The following is a 14,585-nucleotide window of genomic DNA, read 5'->3' as shown; positions in this document are numbered from 1 at the left end:
GGCGGGGGTGCTGCTGGCGGCCGTGCGCGAGACGTTCGAGGAGGCCGGGGTGCTGCTGGCCGGGCCCGCGCCGGGCGGGCTCGTCGCGGATGTGACGGGCTCCGGGTGGGAACGGGACCGGGCCGCGCTGGTGCGGCGGGAGTTCGCGTTCACGGACCTCCTCGCGCGCCGCGGGCTGGCGGTGCGCGACGACCTGGTGCGGGCGTGGGCGCGGTGGATCACGCCGGAGTTCGAGGAACGGCGGTACGACACGTGGTTCTTCGTCGCGGCGCTGCCGGAGGGGCAGGTGACGCGGAACGCCTCGACCGAGGCCGACCACACCGCGTGGATGCGTCCGAGCGAGGCGGTCGCGGCGTACGAGGGGGGCGCGTTCCTCATGCTGCCGCCCACCGTCACCACCCTGCGCGAACTCGCCTCGTACCGGACGGCCGCGGGAGCGCTCGACGCGGCGCGCGGCCGGGATCTCGCGCCGGTGATAGCACGGGGGCGCGTCGAGGGCGACGAGGTGGTGCTGAGCTGGCCGGGGTATGGGGAGTTCGAGAAACGGTCCGGGGCGGAGGACGAGGCGGTGTCCAACGGATGAGCGACGCGGCGGCGCCTCCCGGACGGCCCATGCCCGGGGTGCGGGACGGGCAGGTGACGGAACGGGCGGCGTGCGTGCTGGCGCCCAACCCGTCCCCGATGACGCTGGACGGCACCAACACCTGGCTGCTCGCCGAGCCGGACGCCACCGAGGCGGTGGTGGTCGACCCGGGGCCCGAGGACGAGGGACATCTGCGGCGGGTGATCGACGCCGCGGAACGGACCGGGCGCCGGGTCGCGCTCGTGCTGCTGACCCACGGCCACCCGGACCACGCGGAGGGCGCGGCGCGGTTCGCGCACCTGACCGGGGCGCCGGTGCGGGCGCTGGACCCGCGGCTGCGGCTGGGCGAGGAGGGCCTCGCGGAGGGGGACGTCGTCACCACGGGCGGACTCGAACTGCGCGTGGTTCCGACGCCGGGGCACACGGCGGACTCGCTGTCGTTCCAGCTCCCGGCGGACGCCGCCGTGCTGACCGGGGACACGGTGCTGGGCCGTCGAACGACCGTGGTGGCCCACCCGGACGGACGGCTGGGCGACTACCTGGACTCGTTGCGCAGGCTGCGCTCGCTGGCCGTGGACGACGGCGTCAGCACGGTGCTGCCCGGGCATGGCCCGGTGCTGCGCGACGCGCGGGGGGCGCTCGAGTACTACCTGGTGCACCGGGCGAAGCGGCTCGCGCAGGTCGAGACGGCGGTGGAGAACGGCTACCGCACGCCGTCCGAGATCGTCGCCCATGTGTACGCGGACGTGGACCCGGTGGTGTGGCCGGCGGCCGAGCTCTCCGTGCGGGCGCAGCTCGACTACCTGCGGGAACACGGTCTGGTCTGAGCCCTCGGCCTGAACTCTCGGCCTGAGCCCTCGGTCCGTTCCGAGGGTGTGAGCGGTTCGGTCCTGGCCCCCGGTCAGCGCGACCTGCGGGCCAGGCGTTCGATGTCGAGGAGGATGACCGCGCGGGCCTCCAGGCGCAGCCAGCCGCGGGCGGCGAAGTCGGCCAGCGCCTTGTTGACCGTCTCGCGGGACGCGCCCACCAGCTGGGCCAGCTCCTCCTGGGTCAGGTCGTGGACCACGTGGATGCCCTCGTCCGACTGGACGCCGAAGCGGCGCGAGAGGTCGAGGAGGGCGCGGGCGACGCGGCCGGGCACGTCGGAGAAGACCAGGTCGGACATCTGGTCGTTGGTGCGGCGCAGTCGGCGGGCGACGGCGCGCAGCAGCGCGGAGGCGACCTCGGGGCGGGCGCTGAGCCAGGGCTGGAGGTCGCCGTGGCCGAGGCCGAGGAGCCGGACCTCGGTGACGGCGGTGGCGGTGGCGGTGCGCGGTCCCGGGTCGAAGAGGGAGAGCTCGCCGATGAGCTCGCCGGGGCCCAGGACGGCCAGCATGTTCTCGCGGCCGTCGGGGGAGGTGCGGTGCAGCTTGACCTTGCCGTCGGTGACGACATAGAGGCGGTCGCCGGGATCGCCCTCGTGGAAGAGGGTGTCACCGCGGGCGAGCGTCACCTCGGCCATGGAAGCGCGCAGCTCAGCGGCCTGCTCGTCATCGAGCGCCGCGAAGAGCGGGGCGCGGCGCAGAACGTCGTCCACGAGTTCCTCTCCTTGTCGGCCGGGATCGGCCAGGGTCGCCGGGGTCCCACTTCATGATGCCGGACGCCTCGGCAGTGCTATCAGTCACAAGTTTGACGTACCGGGACAGCTGCCCCCACGCCAGGGGCCCGTTCGAGCGGGCTTCGAGCGAGCGCCGGACGAATGTCGGCGGCGCCGTTTAGGCTGGCCGGGTGGTCAACGACCCCATGGCGCGCATGAGGCAGGGCGCGATCGGCACGTGAGAGATGAGAGGGCCGGACGGGTGAGCGCAACCCAGGATTCCGCTGAGAGCGAACGCGGCGGCGCCAAGCGGGTGAGCGGTGGTGGCGGCGCGAAGCCGGAGAGCCGGCTCGCGACGGTTCGGCGCGCCCGCAAGATCAACCGGGCGCTGGAAGAGGTGTACTACTACGCCCACCCCGAGCTCGACTTCGAGAACCCGTTCGAGCTGCTGGTGGCGACGGTCCTCTCGGCCCAGACGACGGACCTCCGGGTGAACCAGACGACCCCCGGGCTCTTCGCCGCCTACCCGACCCCGGAGGACATGGCGACCGCCGACGTGGCGGAGCTGGAGCGGATCCTGCGGCCGACGGGCTTCTTCCGCAGCAAGGCCAAGGCGGTGCTCGGGATCTCGGTGGCGTTGCGGGACCGGTTCGGCGGGGAGGTGCCGGGGCGCCTGGAGGACCTGGTCTCGCTGCCGGGCGTCGGCCGCAAGACGGCGCATGTGGTCCTGGGGAACGCGTTCGGCCGTCCGGGCATCACGGTGGACACGCACTTCCAGCGGTTGGCGCGCCGCTTCGGGTGGACGCAGCAGAAGGACCCGGACAAGATCGAGGCCGAGGTCGGGGAGATCTTCCCGAAGAAGGAGTGGACGATGCTCTCGCATCGCGTCATCTTTCACGGCCGCCGCATCTGCCACAGCCGTAAGCCCGCGTGCGGCGCCTGCCCCATCGCGCACCTGTGCCCGTCCTTCGGCGAGGGCGAGACCGACCCGGAGAAGGCCAGGAAGCTGCTGAAGTACGAGATGGGCGGCTTCCCCGGGCAGCGGCTGAAGCCCCCGGCGGACTACCCGGGCAAGCCGGCCCCGCCGCTGGACGCGGCATGACGAGCGCCCACGAGACGGGGACGGGACTGACCGATCCGGCCGGGCTGCCGGAGTGGCTGCGGAAGCTGGCGCGGGCGGCGGTCACCGTGAAGCCGCGCCAGCTGAGCACCTTTCTGCCACCGGTCTCCGGGGGGCGGCCCGCCGCGGTGCTGGTGCTGCTGGGGGAAGGGGCGTTCGGCCCCGAGCTGCTGCTGCTCGAGCGCGCCTCCAGCCTCCGCACCCACGCCGGGCAGGCGTCGTTCCCGGGGGGCACGCTCGACCCGGAGGACGGCGATCCGGAGGGCGAGGGGCCCCGGGAGGCGGCCCTGCGGGAGGCGGAGGAGGAGACGGGGCTCGATCCGGCGGGGGTGCGGATCTTCGCCACGCTGCCGAGGCTGTACATCCCCGTGACCGACTTCGTGGTCTCACCGGTGCTTGCCTGGTGGCGGGAGCCGTCGCCGGTGACGCCGGTGGATCCGGCGGAGACGGCGCGGGTGTTCACGGTGCCGGTCGCCGAGCTGGCCGACCGCGGCAGGCGTGGGACGGCCGTGCACCCCAGCGGGTACCGGGGCCCCTGCTTCCAGGTCGGCGGGACGCTCGTGTGGGGGTTCACGGCAGGCGTGATCGACCGGATCCTGTACTTCGCTGGCTGGGAACGGCCGTGGGACCGCGACCGAGAGATCTCGCTCGACCACAGCGCGTGAGACCGTAGCGGGCATGAACGCGCTCGACGTCCTGCTGCTGTGCGCCGCCGTGTGGTTCGCCCTGGTCGGCTACCGGCAGGGGTTCGTCGTCGGCGCCCTCTCCGTCACCGGCCTCCTCGGCGGCGGGGTGATCGCGGTCTGCCTGCTGCCCATGGCGTGGCGCCAGCTGAGCGACGGAGCCCGGCCGGGCCAGGCCGGGATCATCGCCGCGGTGGTGGTCGTGATCCTGTGCGCCACGGTCGGCCAGGCGCTCACCACGCACCTGGGGAACCGGCTGCGGCAGTACATCACCTGGTCACCGGCGCGCGCCGTGGACGCGACGGGCGGCGCGCTGGTCAACGTCCTGGCCATGCTCGTCGTCGCGTGGCTGCTCGGCTCGGCGCTGGCGCTGACCATGCTGGGGACCCTCGGCCGCGAGGTGCGGGACTCGCGGGTGCTCCTCGGCGTCTCGCGCGTGGTGCCGGAGCGGGCCACCACGTGGTTCGCGGACTTCGGCTCCGTGCTGGCGCAGAACGGCTTTCCGCAGGTGTTCGCCCCGTTCACCGCGGAGCCGTTCACCGATGTACCCGCCCCCGACCCGAAGCTGGCCGACAGCCGGGCCGTCGACCGGGCCAGACGGTCGATCGTCAAGGTCGTCGGCACGGCCACCGGCTGCGGCAAGGTGCTGGAAGGCACCGGCTTCGTCTTCGCGGACGGCAGGGTGATGACCAACGCCCATGTGGTGGGCGGAGTCTCCGAGCCGACCGTGCAGGTCGACGGCAGGGGACGCCTCTACGCCGCGCGCGTCGTCCTCTACGACTGGGAACGCGACATCGCGGTCCTCGACGTGCCGCACCTCACCGCCCGCCCGCTGAAGTTCAGCAGGGGTGACGCCATCACGGGTGACGGCGCGGTGATCGCGGGCTTCCCCGAGAGCGGCCCGTTCGACGCGCGCTCGGCCCGGGTCCGCGAGCGTTTCCAGGCGGAGGGACCGGACATCTACCGGCGCGGCACGGTGAGCCGCGACGTCTACTCCATCTACACCACGGTCCGGCCGGGCAACTCCGGCGGCCCGCTGCTCACCCCGGACGGGAAGGTGTACGGCGTGATCTTCGCCAAGTCGCTCGACGACGACCGCACCGGGTACGCCCTCACCGCCGACGAGGTGCGCGAGGCGGCCACACGAGGCCGCGCCGCCGACGAGAGGGCCGACAGCCAGACCTGTGCGATGTGAAGGAGTGCGATGGGGGAGCGCGGTGAGGACCACGCCACCCGCGGCTACCCGCGGGGGTGCCGCAATCGCACGCCTACCCAGCGCGCGCGGCGGCGGAGAATATCCGGAAATCCGATAGGCGGATCCGCCATGGGACCGCCCTGGATGCGCCGCACGGCGCTCTGCGCCCGAACGGCGGCTCCATTGCCGCGTCGATCACGTGCCACGTCACGGTAGTCGTGCGTCCAGCCCATACTGTCGTCCCTGCCCGGCACGCAAGGTCAGTAACCTCCCCAAAGCGAACTCGCTCGGCTTATGCGCCCGGCACATGTCGAACGGCGTCCCCGGGGCGTCAGCGGTCGGGCTCGGGATCCCGGAGCCAGTCGATGAGCTCGGTGCTGAACGCCACCGGGTCCTCCTCGTGCGGGAAGTGCCCCATGCCATCGAAGAGCCGCCAGCGGTACGGCGCCTCGACGTACTCGCCGGAACCGGCCGAGCTCCTGGTGCGCATCACCGGGTCGAGCGAGCCGTGCAGATGGAGCGTGGGCACGAGCACGGGCCGCTTCATCCGGCGGTTGAACTGGACGCCGTCCGGCCTCGCGATCGAACGGATCAGCCACCGGTAGGGCTCGATCGCGCAGTGCGCGGTGGAGGGGATCGTCATCGCCTGGCGGTAGACGGTCACGTCCTTGAGGTCCGGCTGGCGCGGCCCGGACCAGTCGCGCAGCAGCCGCCCGACCACCGCCGCGTCGTCGGCCACCAGCTGACGCTCCGGCAGCCACGGCCGCTGGAATCCCCATATGTACGAGCTGGCCGCCGTCTGCCGCGGATCCCGCAGCAGCGCCGCGCGCCAGCTCCGCGGGTGCGGCATGGAGGCGACGGCGAGCCGCCGGACCAGCTTGGGTCGCATCACCGCGGCGGTCCACGACAGGTATCCGCCCAGGTCGTGGCCGACCAGGGCGGCGTCCGGCTCCCCGAGGGAGCGGATCACGCCGGTGATGTCGAGGGCGAGGTTCGCCGGGTCGTAGCCGCGCGGGGTGCGATCGCTGCCGCCGACGCCGCGCAGATCCATCGCCACCGCGCGGAACCCGGCCTCGGCCAGCGCGGTCAGCTGGTGGCGCCACGCCCACCAGAACTGCGGGAAGCCGTGCACCAGCAGCACGAGCGGGCCCTCACCCAGCTCCGCGATGTGGAAGCGGGCGCCGTTGGCGGCGACGTCGCGGTGCGTCCACGGGCCGTCCCTGAGGATGACCGAGGACCGCATCCCCGATTGATCGGCAGCGGTCATGTGGAGGAGCCTGCCTTGTCCATGGGGACAGGACGAGGATGGGGCTTGACGCTGGACAGTACGGAGGCTGTCTCCTTGGCGGACTTCATGGACCGCTCGGGCCCGGAGACCCCGCCGAACTTCCGCTTGGCGAGCAGGAACAGCACCCCAGCCAGCACCACATAGACACCGCCGACGATGGTGCAGGCGAGCGCGAGCGGCACGTCCCACCAGTTCCGCACCCAGAACGCCAGGGCGAAGCTGAACAGCGGCACGGCGGAGAGGGCCAGGAACGCCCCGACGAGCCCCGCGGCGCTGCCCTTGGTGGCCTTCTTCACGCCCACCTGGAGCTCCGCCTTGGCCAGGGCGATCTCGTCGTGCATCAGTGCGGACAACTCGGCGGTGGCCGAGGCGACCAGCTCCCCGAGGCTGCGCCCCTCGTCGGCTGCGCTCATCGCGATATCCCTCTTTCCTCTCCCGGAGGCGGAAGCAGTTGGTGCAGGTGACAGTAGTGCTGCTGCGGTGGCGTGTCCGGGGTTGACACTCACCGTCGCTCTGGGGAGTGATGCCACTCATGGTATAGGGGCGCCCGGCCGGTGGCCGGGCGCCCCTGAGTGAGCTCGCGTGGCCGTCAGTCCTCGCTGGCGGCGCCGGGCAGCTTCTGCTGGATGAGGTCCATCACCGTCGAGTCGGTGAGGGTGGTCACGTCGCCGAGCGCGCGGTTCTCCGCGACGTCGCGCAGCAGGCGGCGCATGATCTTGCCCGAACGGGTCTTGGGCAGCTCGTCCACCGGGAGGATCCGCTTCGGCTTGGCGATCGGGCCGAGCTCCTTGGCGACGTGCGCGCGCAACTCGTCGACCAGTCCCGCCTCCTCGGCCGCCCCGCCGCGCAGGATGACGAACGCGCAGATGGCCTGCGTGGTCTGCGGATCGGTGGCGCCGACGACCGCGGCCTCGGCGATCTTGGGGTGCGAGACGAGCGCCGACTCGACCTCGGTGGTCGAGATGTTGTGCCCGGAGACGAGCATCACGTCATCGACGCGGCCCAGCAGCCAGATGTCGCCGTCCGCGTCCTTCTTGGCGCCGTCCCCGGCGAAGTACTTCCCCTGGAAACGGGCCCAGTAGGTGTCCAGGTACCGCTGGTCGTCGCCCCAGATGGTGCGCAGCATCGACGGCCATGGCTCGGTCAGCGTGAGATAGCCGCCGGAACCGTTCGGCACCTCGGCCCCGTTGTCGTCGACGACGGTCGCGCTGACACCCGGCAGCGGCACCTGGGCCGCGCCCGGCTTCGCCGATGTGACGCCGGGCAGCGGGCTGATCATGATGCCGCCGGTCTCGGTCTGCCACCAGGTGTCGACCACGGGCGTGCGGTCCCCGCCGATGTGCTTGCGGTACCAGATCCACGCCTCGGGGTTGATCGGCTCGCCGACCGAACCCAGCAGGCGCAGGCTCGACAGGTCGAACCCGGCGGGGATGTCGTCGCCCCACTTCATGCAGGTCCTGATCGCGGTGGGCGCCGTGTAGAGCAGCGTCACGCCGTACTTCTGGACGACCTCCCACCAGCGCCCGTTGTGCGGGGTGTTGGGCGTCCCCTCGTAGAGCACCTCGGTGGCGCCGTTGGCCAGGGGGCCGTACACGATGTAGGAGTGCCCGGTCACCCAGCCGACGTCGGCGGTGCACCAGAAGACGTCCGACTCCGGCTTGAGGTCGAAGACGGCATGGTGGGTGAACGCCACCTGGGTGAGGTAGCCGCCCGAGGTGTGCAGGATGCCCTTGGGCTTCCCCGTGGTGCCCGACGTGTAGAGGATGAACAGCGGGTGCTCCGCGTCGAACGCCTCCGGGGTGTGCTCGGCGGGCTGCCGCTCCATCACCTCGTGCCACCACACGTCGCGGCCCTCGGTCCAGGGGATGTCCTGGCCGGTGCGCCGCACGACGAGCACCGTGCGGACGCGGGCCGCGCCGGGCCGGGTCAGTGCCTCGTCCACCGCGGGCTTGAGCGCGGAGGGCGCGCCCCTGCGGTAGCCGCCGTCGGCCGTGATGAGGACGCGGGCGTCGGCGTCCTCGATGCGGGTGGCCAGCGCGTCCGCCGAGAACGCGCCGAAGACCACCGAGTGCGGGGCGCCGACGCGGGCGCAGGCGAGCATCGCGACCACGGTCTCGGGGATCATCGGCATGTAGATCGCCACGCGGTCCCCGGCCGTGACCCCGAACTCCGTCAGCGCGTGCGCGGCCCGGGAGACTTCCCGCTGCAACTCCGCATAGGTGATCGACCGGGAGTCGCCGGGCTCGCCCTCGAAGTGGATGGCCACCCGGTCGCCGTTGCCCGCCTCGACATGCCGGTCCACGCAGTTGTAGGCGACATTCAGCCGGCCGTCGGCGAACCACGTGGCGAAGGGTGGGTTCGACCAGTCGAGGGTCTCGGTCGGCTCCGTCTCCCAGCTGAGCCTGCGTGCCTGCTCGGCCCAGAAACCCAGCCGGTCCGCCGCGGCGGCCTCGTACGCCGCCGCGGTGATATTGGCATCGGCGGCCATCTCCGCCGGAGGCGCGAACCTCCGCGTCTCCGTCATGAGATTGGCCAGGCTCTCGTTACTCACGGCATCTCCTCGCGGCGTCAGCTGTGTCCCACGCGGCCCACCTCATCAGTCCGGTTCTTCTTTGACAAGGGCAATCGTGCGACTGGTCCAGACCTCTTGCGGTGAACGGCCGGGCACCACGTCGAACGGCCCTTCCGCGCGGCGAACGGCCGCCGACCGACCCGCGCGCGGCCCGGGTCGGCCCCGACCGCCCCCCACCGTCAGCCCGTCAGGACTCCCGACCTCGTGTCCGGGTGCACGGCCGTGAACACCGGCGCGGCCCCGTCCTCTCTACTGAGCACATACGCCTGTGCGTTGGCCACGTCGAAGTACATGCCGCGCAGGCGCAGCGTCCCCTCTGCCACGCGCTGGGCCACGCACTCGTGCAGTGCCACGTGGTTGAGCTGCTGCACCACGTTGGCCAGGGCGAGCGGCTCCAGAGCCTCGGCCACGGGACGCCCGTCGATACGCGGGAGGGTGGCGGGACTGGCCAGCCGGTCGAGGCTGGGTCGGGCGTGGCGCAGCCAGCGGCCGAGCGACCCGGGTCCCGGCTGCGCCGGGGTCGTGTCCCCGGCGCTGGACGCCACCGCCTGCATGGCCGCGCAGCCCGAGTGCCCGCACACGGTGAGGGTGCTGACCCGCAGCACGGTCACCGCGTACTCGATGGCGGCGGCGACCGAGTCGTCCGTTCCCCCGGCGCCGGGCGGGGGCACGAAGTTCCCGATGTTCCGCACGGTGAACAGGTCGCCGGGGCCACTTGAGGTGATCATGCTCGTCACCAGCCGGGAGTCGGCGCAGGTGAGGAAGAGCTGGCTGGGACACTGCCCCTCGTGCGCCAGCCGGGCCAGCTCGGGGCGCATCAGCGGCGCGGTGGTGCGCTGGAAGTTCCGTACGCCGCCGAGCAACTGGTCGTGCGCCTGGGCGCCCGCGTCCGCCGGCTCGCCGCCGGACGCCCCGGAGGTGCACTGGTGGGTGCGCCAGGGCTGCCACGGGCGGCAGTGGTGCGCGGCCGCCTGGTCGCCGCCCCGCTCCCCGGCGCGGCCGGTGATCTCCACCAGCCCGCCCTGCGCGGTGTGCGCGGCCCGCCAGTCGTGCAGCGTCTCGTACGCGGCGTGGTCCATGAACGTGCCGTCCAGCTCGACGGCGACCGGAACGGTGTCCGGGACCTGACCCAGCGAACGGCTGAGCCTGGGCACGGCCAGGAACGTCAACTGCCCGCGCACCCGCACCTGATGGGTCCCGTCCGCCAGCGTCTCGTGGCTGATCCTGGTGTGCGTCAGGCGGTGCAGCGCCACGGCGACGGCCACGGCGACGCCGATCGCCACGCCCTCCAGCACGCCGACCAGCGTCACGCCGGTCGCGGTCACCGCGTAGACCAGGACCTCCCGGTGCTTGGTGACGCTGCGGATGTGCGTCAGGTTCACCATCTGGACGCCCACGACCATCACCAGCGCGGCGAGGGCGGCCAGCGGGATCAGCTGGAGCACGCTCACCAGCAGCCCGGTGGCCGCCAGCACCCAGCAGCCGTGCAGGATCGACGACCACCGGCTGACCGCGCCCGCCGCCACGTTGGCCGAGCTGCGCACCGCGACCCCCGTGACGGGCAGGCCGCCGAGCAGGCCGGAGACCACGTTCGCCGCGCCCTGGCCGCGCAGCTCGCGGTCGAGGTCGGCACGGCGCACGCGCGGGCCTCCCGCCCGCTGCCTGGCGCCGGCCAGCTTGTCGACGGCCACCGCGGACAGCAGCGACTCGACGCTGGCCACCAGGGTGACGGTCAGTACCGCGGCGGCCAGGCCGAGCACCGGCCCGTCCGGCATCTCGGGCAGCGCGTGGCTGCTCCACGCCGGCAGGTCGACGCGCGGCAGCCGCAGCCCGGTGGCCCAGGCGAGCGCCGTGGCCAGCGTGACCGCGGCCAGCGCGGCGGGCGCCGCCTTGCGCACGGCCGCGCCCGTCCGGCCGGGCAGTCGTGGCCAGGCCAGGAGCACGGCCATGGTGAGCAGGCTCACGGCGATGGCCGTCAGATGGGGATCGGACAGCTGGTCGGGGAGCTGCGCGACGTTCTCGATGGCGGAGCTCTCCGCGGTGCCTCCGAGCACGATGTGCAGCTGGGCGAGGGCGATGGTGATCCCGATGCCGGCGAGCATGCCGTGCACGATCGCGGGGCTCACCACCAGCGCGGAACGGGCGACGCGCAGGGCGGCGAGCGCCAGCTGGGTGAGTCCGGCCAGTGCCGTGATGGCGCAGGTGACGGGCCAGCCGTACTGGTGGATCAGCTCCGCGGTGATCACGGTCAGACCGGCGGCGGGGCCGCTGACCTGGAGCGGCGCCCCGCCCAGCCAGCCAGCCACGATCCCGCCGACCGCGGCGGCCACGAGGCCGGCCTGCAACGGGGCGCCGGTCGCGAGCGCGATGCCGAGCGAAAGGGGGAGCGCGATCAGGAACACGGAGATCGAGGCGGACAGGTCTGCGCGGTGGGGGGCGGACATTTCCCTCTCCGTCCATTGGGCCGCTATGGCAACTCTCAAGCCTTGGTAAATGGAGAGTAATGCCACGTAAAGCTCGCTACTAGTCCATGTTCTCTTTTGGCCCTGGAATTACGCCTATCGAGCGAAATAATCATTTGAAATGCTTGTCGTTCCAGCCTCTTTCCTGATCGGAAGGGACGTTGGTCGGGTCATGCGCAGAACCGACGAACACCTTCATGGATGGAGGCGGAACCGATGGCGGCTGAACGTGGCCGGTGGACGGGGAACGGCGTGGGCGTGTGGGCGGTGGTCGGCGCCCTGGCGCTGGGCCCGGGGCTCGCCGGCTGTGCGGGCGGCGAGGAGACCCCGCCCGCCGAGGGCAAGGGCGGGGGGAAGGCGGCGGGTGCCGCACCGCAGGGCCGTGGCCAGGGCAAGAGCCAGGGCGCCAGGCAGGCGGCACCGCGTCTCATCGGCGACGGCTCCACCGCGGTCACCGGGCGGCAGCCCCACCAGCCCGCCGCCGAGCGGATGGCCCCCGGCGAGGAGCCGCCGCAATTCGTCGTCTTCTCCTGGGACGGCGCCGGCGAGGACGGCAATGAGCTCTTCTCCCGATTCCGCGAGCTCGGCAAGGAATACGACGCGCACATGACGTACTTCCTCTCCGGCCTCTACCTGCTGCCGGAGAGCGAACGCGCGAGCTACCGCCCACCGGGCCGCGCGCCGGGCGCCTCGGACATCGGCTATCTCACGGACGAGAACATCGTCGCGACGCTGGAACAGCTCCGCGCCGCATGGCTGGACGGCAGTGAGATCGCCACCCACTTCAACGGCCACTTCTGCGGCCCGTCCGGCGTCTCCTCCTGGTCCGCGGACGACTGGCGCGACGAGATCGAGCAGGCGAAGTGGATGGTGGAGAACTGGAAGACCACCACCGGGTTCACCGACCTGGAGCCGCTGCCGTTCGACTACGAGCGGGAGCTGGTGGGCGGCCGGGCGCCCTGCCTGGAGGGTCAGGACAATCTGCTGGAGGCCGCCGCCGAACTGGGATTCCGCTACGACTCCAGCGGCAACGGGCTCCAGGTCTGGCCCCGGCAGCGCGAGGGCGTGTGGGACATCCCGCTCCAGTCGGTCCCCGTGCCGGGGCACACCTTCGAGACGTTGTCGATGGACTACAACTTCATGGTCAACGGCACCGGCGAGGCGGAGATGCGCGACGGGCTGCTCGCGGCGTTCGACCGGGCGTACGAGGGCAACCGCGCGCCCCTGATCGTCGGCAACCACTTCAACGACTGGAACGGGGGCGCCTACATGAACGCCGTCGAGGACGTCATCAAGGAGATCTGCCCCCGCGACGACGTGGAGTGCGTGTCGTTCCGGCAGTTGGTGGACTGGTTGGACGCCCAGGACCCCGCGGTGCTCGATCGGCTGCGGACCCTGGGCGTCGGCGAACGGCCGGACGGCGGCTGGGACGCGTTCCGGCGGGAGGCCGACGTGGGCCCGGCCGGGGCGCGCCCGGCCGGGGCGGACGGTGCCTGACCGGGCGACCGCCTCAGGCCGGCTGCGGGCTCGGCGCCTCGCGCAGCACGAAGCCGGGGTCGACCTGCGCGGCCAGGTCGGCCCCGGTCCGCTCGTTCCCCCAACTCGCCGCGTTCTTCAGGTGGAAGTGCACCATCTGCTGGGTGTACCGCTGCCAGTCCCGGCGCGAGTAGGCCGCGTCGGCGGCCGCGTGCAGCACGCGCAGGGCCCGTTGGTTCGAGTCCTCGAGCGTGCCGAACGGCCGCTGCTCGCCGCGCTCCAGCGCCCGGACCCAGTCCGAGTGGCCCAGCGTCACCAGCAGGTCCTCCCCCACCTCCCCGCGCAGGAACTCGATGTCGTCCGGACCCTGCACCTTGTTCCCGACGACGCGCAGCGCGACCCCGAAGTCCCGCGCGTACTCCCGGTACTGGCGGTACACCGACACGCCCTTGCGGGTCGGCTCGGCGACCACGAAGGTCATGTCGAAGCGCGTGAACATCCCCGAGGCGAACGAGTCGCTGCCGGCCGTCATGTCGACCACGACGTACTCGTCCCGCCTGTCGACCAGGTGGTTCAGCAGGAGCTCCACCGCGCCGGTCTTCGAGTGGTAGCAGGAGACACCGAGGTCGTCCTCGGTGAAGGGGCCGGTGACCAGGAGCCGCGCCGTCGCGTCTCCGTCGAGCCGGACCTCCTCGGCGCACTCCGCGAAGATCGGATTGTCCTCGTCGAGGCGCACCAGCCGGGAACCGGTGCCGGGCGGCGTCGTCTTGATCATGGTGTCGGCGGACAGGATGCGTGGATTGTCGCCGCGCAGGTACTCCTTGATCAGGGGCAGCCGGCCGCCCAGCGGGGGCAGCACGGCGGCGTGCTCCTCCGCCAACCCCAGTGCGGCGCCCAGGTGTTGGTTGATGTCGGCGTCCACCGCGGTCACCGGGATGCTCCGGTGGGCCAGATGCCGGACGAACAGCGAAGACACGGTGGTCTTCCCGCTGCCTCCCTTGCCTACGAAAGCGATCTTCATGTTCATTAGCGTAGCCGCGTCCGGGGGATGCTCGGGGCCGATCGAGGACGAAGTGCACTCGAACGTGTCGGTGAGCGGGCCTGGACCGCCCTTAGGCTCGGTGCTATGGGTGCTACGGCTGTGACGAACGGGACACGATGAACGCCGACTCGAACGCCGACGTGAACGTCGGCACCACCGGCGGCGATCCCCTGCTCCGCCTGGCCGCGCTTCCCGGCGTCGAGGAGGCCGTGGGGGCCGTGCGGACGGCGGTGGACCGGGTCTACGGGCACCGGGTGATGCGCCGCCGCAGCCCGGAGGTGGCCGCGGAGGGCGCGTTGAGGGGCGCACGGGGCTCGGCGGCGCTGGACGGCGCCGACTGGGGGCTCGAAGAGGTGCGCCGGCGCAGCGACTTCGGTACCGAGGACGGGGCGCGGACCGTGGGCGCCGCGCTCCGGCTGACCGCCGAGGCCGGTCAGCTGCTCGACATCTGGCGGACCTCTCCGGTGCGGGTGCTGGCCCGCCTGCACCTGGTCGCCGCGGGCGGCACGGCGCCCGGCGACACGGTGGGCCGCCCGCGGCGCGCGGAGGAGCCGGTGACCGCGCCCGGCCTCGCGGCCCTCGACGCCC

Annotated in this window: 11 protein-coding genes and 2 pseudogenes; 7 read left to right on the top strand and 6 right to left on the bottom strand. The window is 72.4% G+C overall.

Annotated features, from left to right (window positions below; all coding sequences use genetic code 11):
• Window positions 1-583, top strand: a pseudogene (locus ADY01_RS21730) (NUDIX hydrolase); the annotation flags it as partial.
• Entirely contained in the window at window positions 580-1,410 is an 831-nt protein-coding gene (locus tag ADY01_RS21725) for an MBL fold metallo-hydrolase (RefSeq protein WP_049576257.1), read from the top strand. The pseudogene ADY01_RS21730 and the gene ADY01_RS21725, both read left to right, overlap by 4 nt.
• A 74-nt stretch (window positions 1,411-1,484) precedes the next feature.
• Here ADY01_RS21725 and ADY01_RS21720 read toward each other — a convergent pair whose 3' ends face one another.
• Entirely contained in the window at window positions 1,485-2,159 is a 675-nt protein-coding gene (locus ADY01_RS21720) for a Crp/Fnr family transcriptional regulator (protein WP_049576255.1), read from the bottom strand.
• Between the two features lie 262 nt (window positions 2,160-2,421).
• Between ADY01_RS21720 and nth the strand changes: the two genes are divergently transcribed.
• From nth to ADY01_RS21705, 3 genes are read left to right on the top strand one after another with little or no spacing between them, the layout of a single operon-like run.
• Complete coding sequence (nth, locus tag ADY01_RS21715; protein WP_107081785.1) at window positions 2,422-3,261, top strand: endonuclease III; 840 nt, start codon at window positions 2,422-2,424, stop codon at window positions 3,259-3,261.
• The gene (locus tag ADY01_RS21710; RefSeq protein ID WP_049576250.1) at window positions 3,258-3,944 is read left to right on the top strand and encodes an NUDIX hydrolase; all 687 of its coding nucleotides are present in this window, start codon (window positions 3,258-3,260) and stop codon (window positions 3,942-3,944) included. The genes nth and ADY01_RS21710 overlap by 4 nt, the downstream gene beginning before the upstream one ends.
• Before the next feature lie 13 nt (window positions 3,945-3,957).
• Window positions 3,958-5,157: a MarP family serine protease gene (locus ADY01_RS21705; protein ID WP_049576246.1), complete on the top strand. Its 1,200-nt coding sequence runs from the start codon at window positions 3,958-3,960 to the stop codon at window positions 5,155-5,157.
• 331 nt (window positions 5,158-5,488) lie between these two features.
• On the opposite strand, the gene ADY01_RS21700 is transcribed toward ADY01_RS21705, so the two are convergent.
• The 4 genes from ADY01_RS21700 to ADY01_RS21685 form a co-directional block, all read right to left on the bottom strand.
• A complete protein-coding gene (locus tag ADY01_RS21700) occupies window positions 5,489-6,424 on the bottom strand; it encodes an alpha/beta fold hydrolase (RefSeq protein ID WP_049576243.1) in 936 nt (311 codons plus the stop codon).
• On the bottom strand, window positions 6,421-6,858 hold the full coding sequence (locus ADY01_RS21695; RefSeq protein ID WP_049576240.1) for a phage holin family protein: 438 nt from the start codon (window positions 6,856-6,858) through the stop codon (window positions 6,421-6,423). The genes ADY01_RS21700 and ADY01_RS21695 overlap by 4 nt, the downstream gene beginning before the upstream one ends.
• Window positions 6,859-7,034: 176 nt before the next feature.
• Entirely contained in the window at window positions 7,035-8,996 is a 1,962-nt protein-coding gene (gene acs / locus ADY01_RS21690) for an acetate--CoA ligase (protein ID WP_049576239.1), read from the bottom strand.
• Window positions 8,997-9,196: 200 nt separating this feature from the next.
• Entirely contained in the window at window positions 9,197-11,461 is a 2,265-nt protein-coding gene (locus tag ADY01_RS21685; protein WP_053171067.1) for a SulP family inorganic anion transporter, read from the bottom strand.
• Between the two features lie 234 nt (window positions 11,462-11,695).
• Between ADY01_RS21685 and ADY01_RS21680 the strand changes: the two genes are divergently transcribed.
• Window positions 11,696-12,976, top strand: a complete 1,281-nt coding sequence (locus tag ADY01_RS21680; protein ID WP_053171073.1) for a hypothetical protein — start codon at window positions 11,696-11,698, stop codon at window positions 12,974-12,976.
• Between the two features lie 13 nt (window positions 12,977-12,989).
• Here ADY01_RS21680 and ADY01_RS21675 read toward each other — a convergent pair whose 3' ends face one another.
• On the bottom strand, window positions 12,990-13,976 hold the full coding sequence (locus ADY01_RS21675; protein WP_049576260.1) for an ATP-binding protein: 987 nt from the start codon (window positions 13,974-13,976) through the stop codon (window positions 12,990-12,992).
• 137 nt (window positions 13,977-14,113) lie between these two features.
• On the opposite strand from ADY01_RS21675, the pseudogene ADY01_RS21670 reads away from it, so the two are divergent.
• Window positions 14,114-14,585, top strand: a pseudogene (locus tag ADY01_RS21670) (oxidoreductase); the annotation flags it as partial.

This window comes from Streptomyces sp. SBT349 (assembly GCF_001083795.1).
GTDB lineage: Bacteria > Actinomycetota > Actinomycetes > Streptomycetales > Streptomycetaceae > Streptomyces.
The sequence above is the reverse complement of the archived record's forward strand: the minus strand, read 5'-3'. Positions and strand labels throughout refer to the sequence as shown.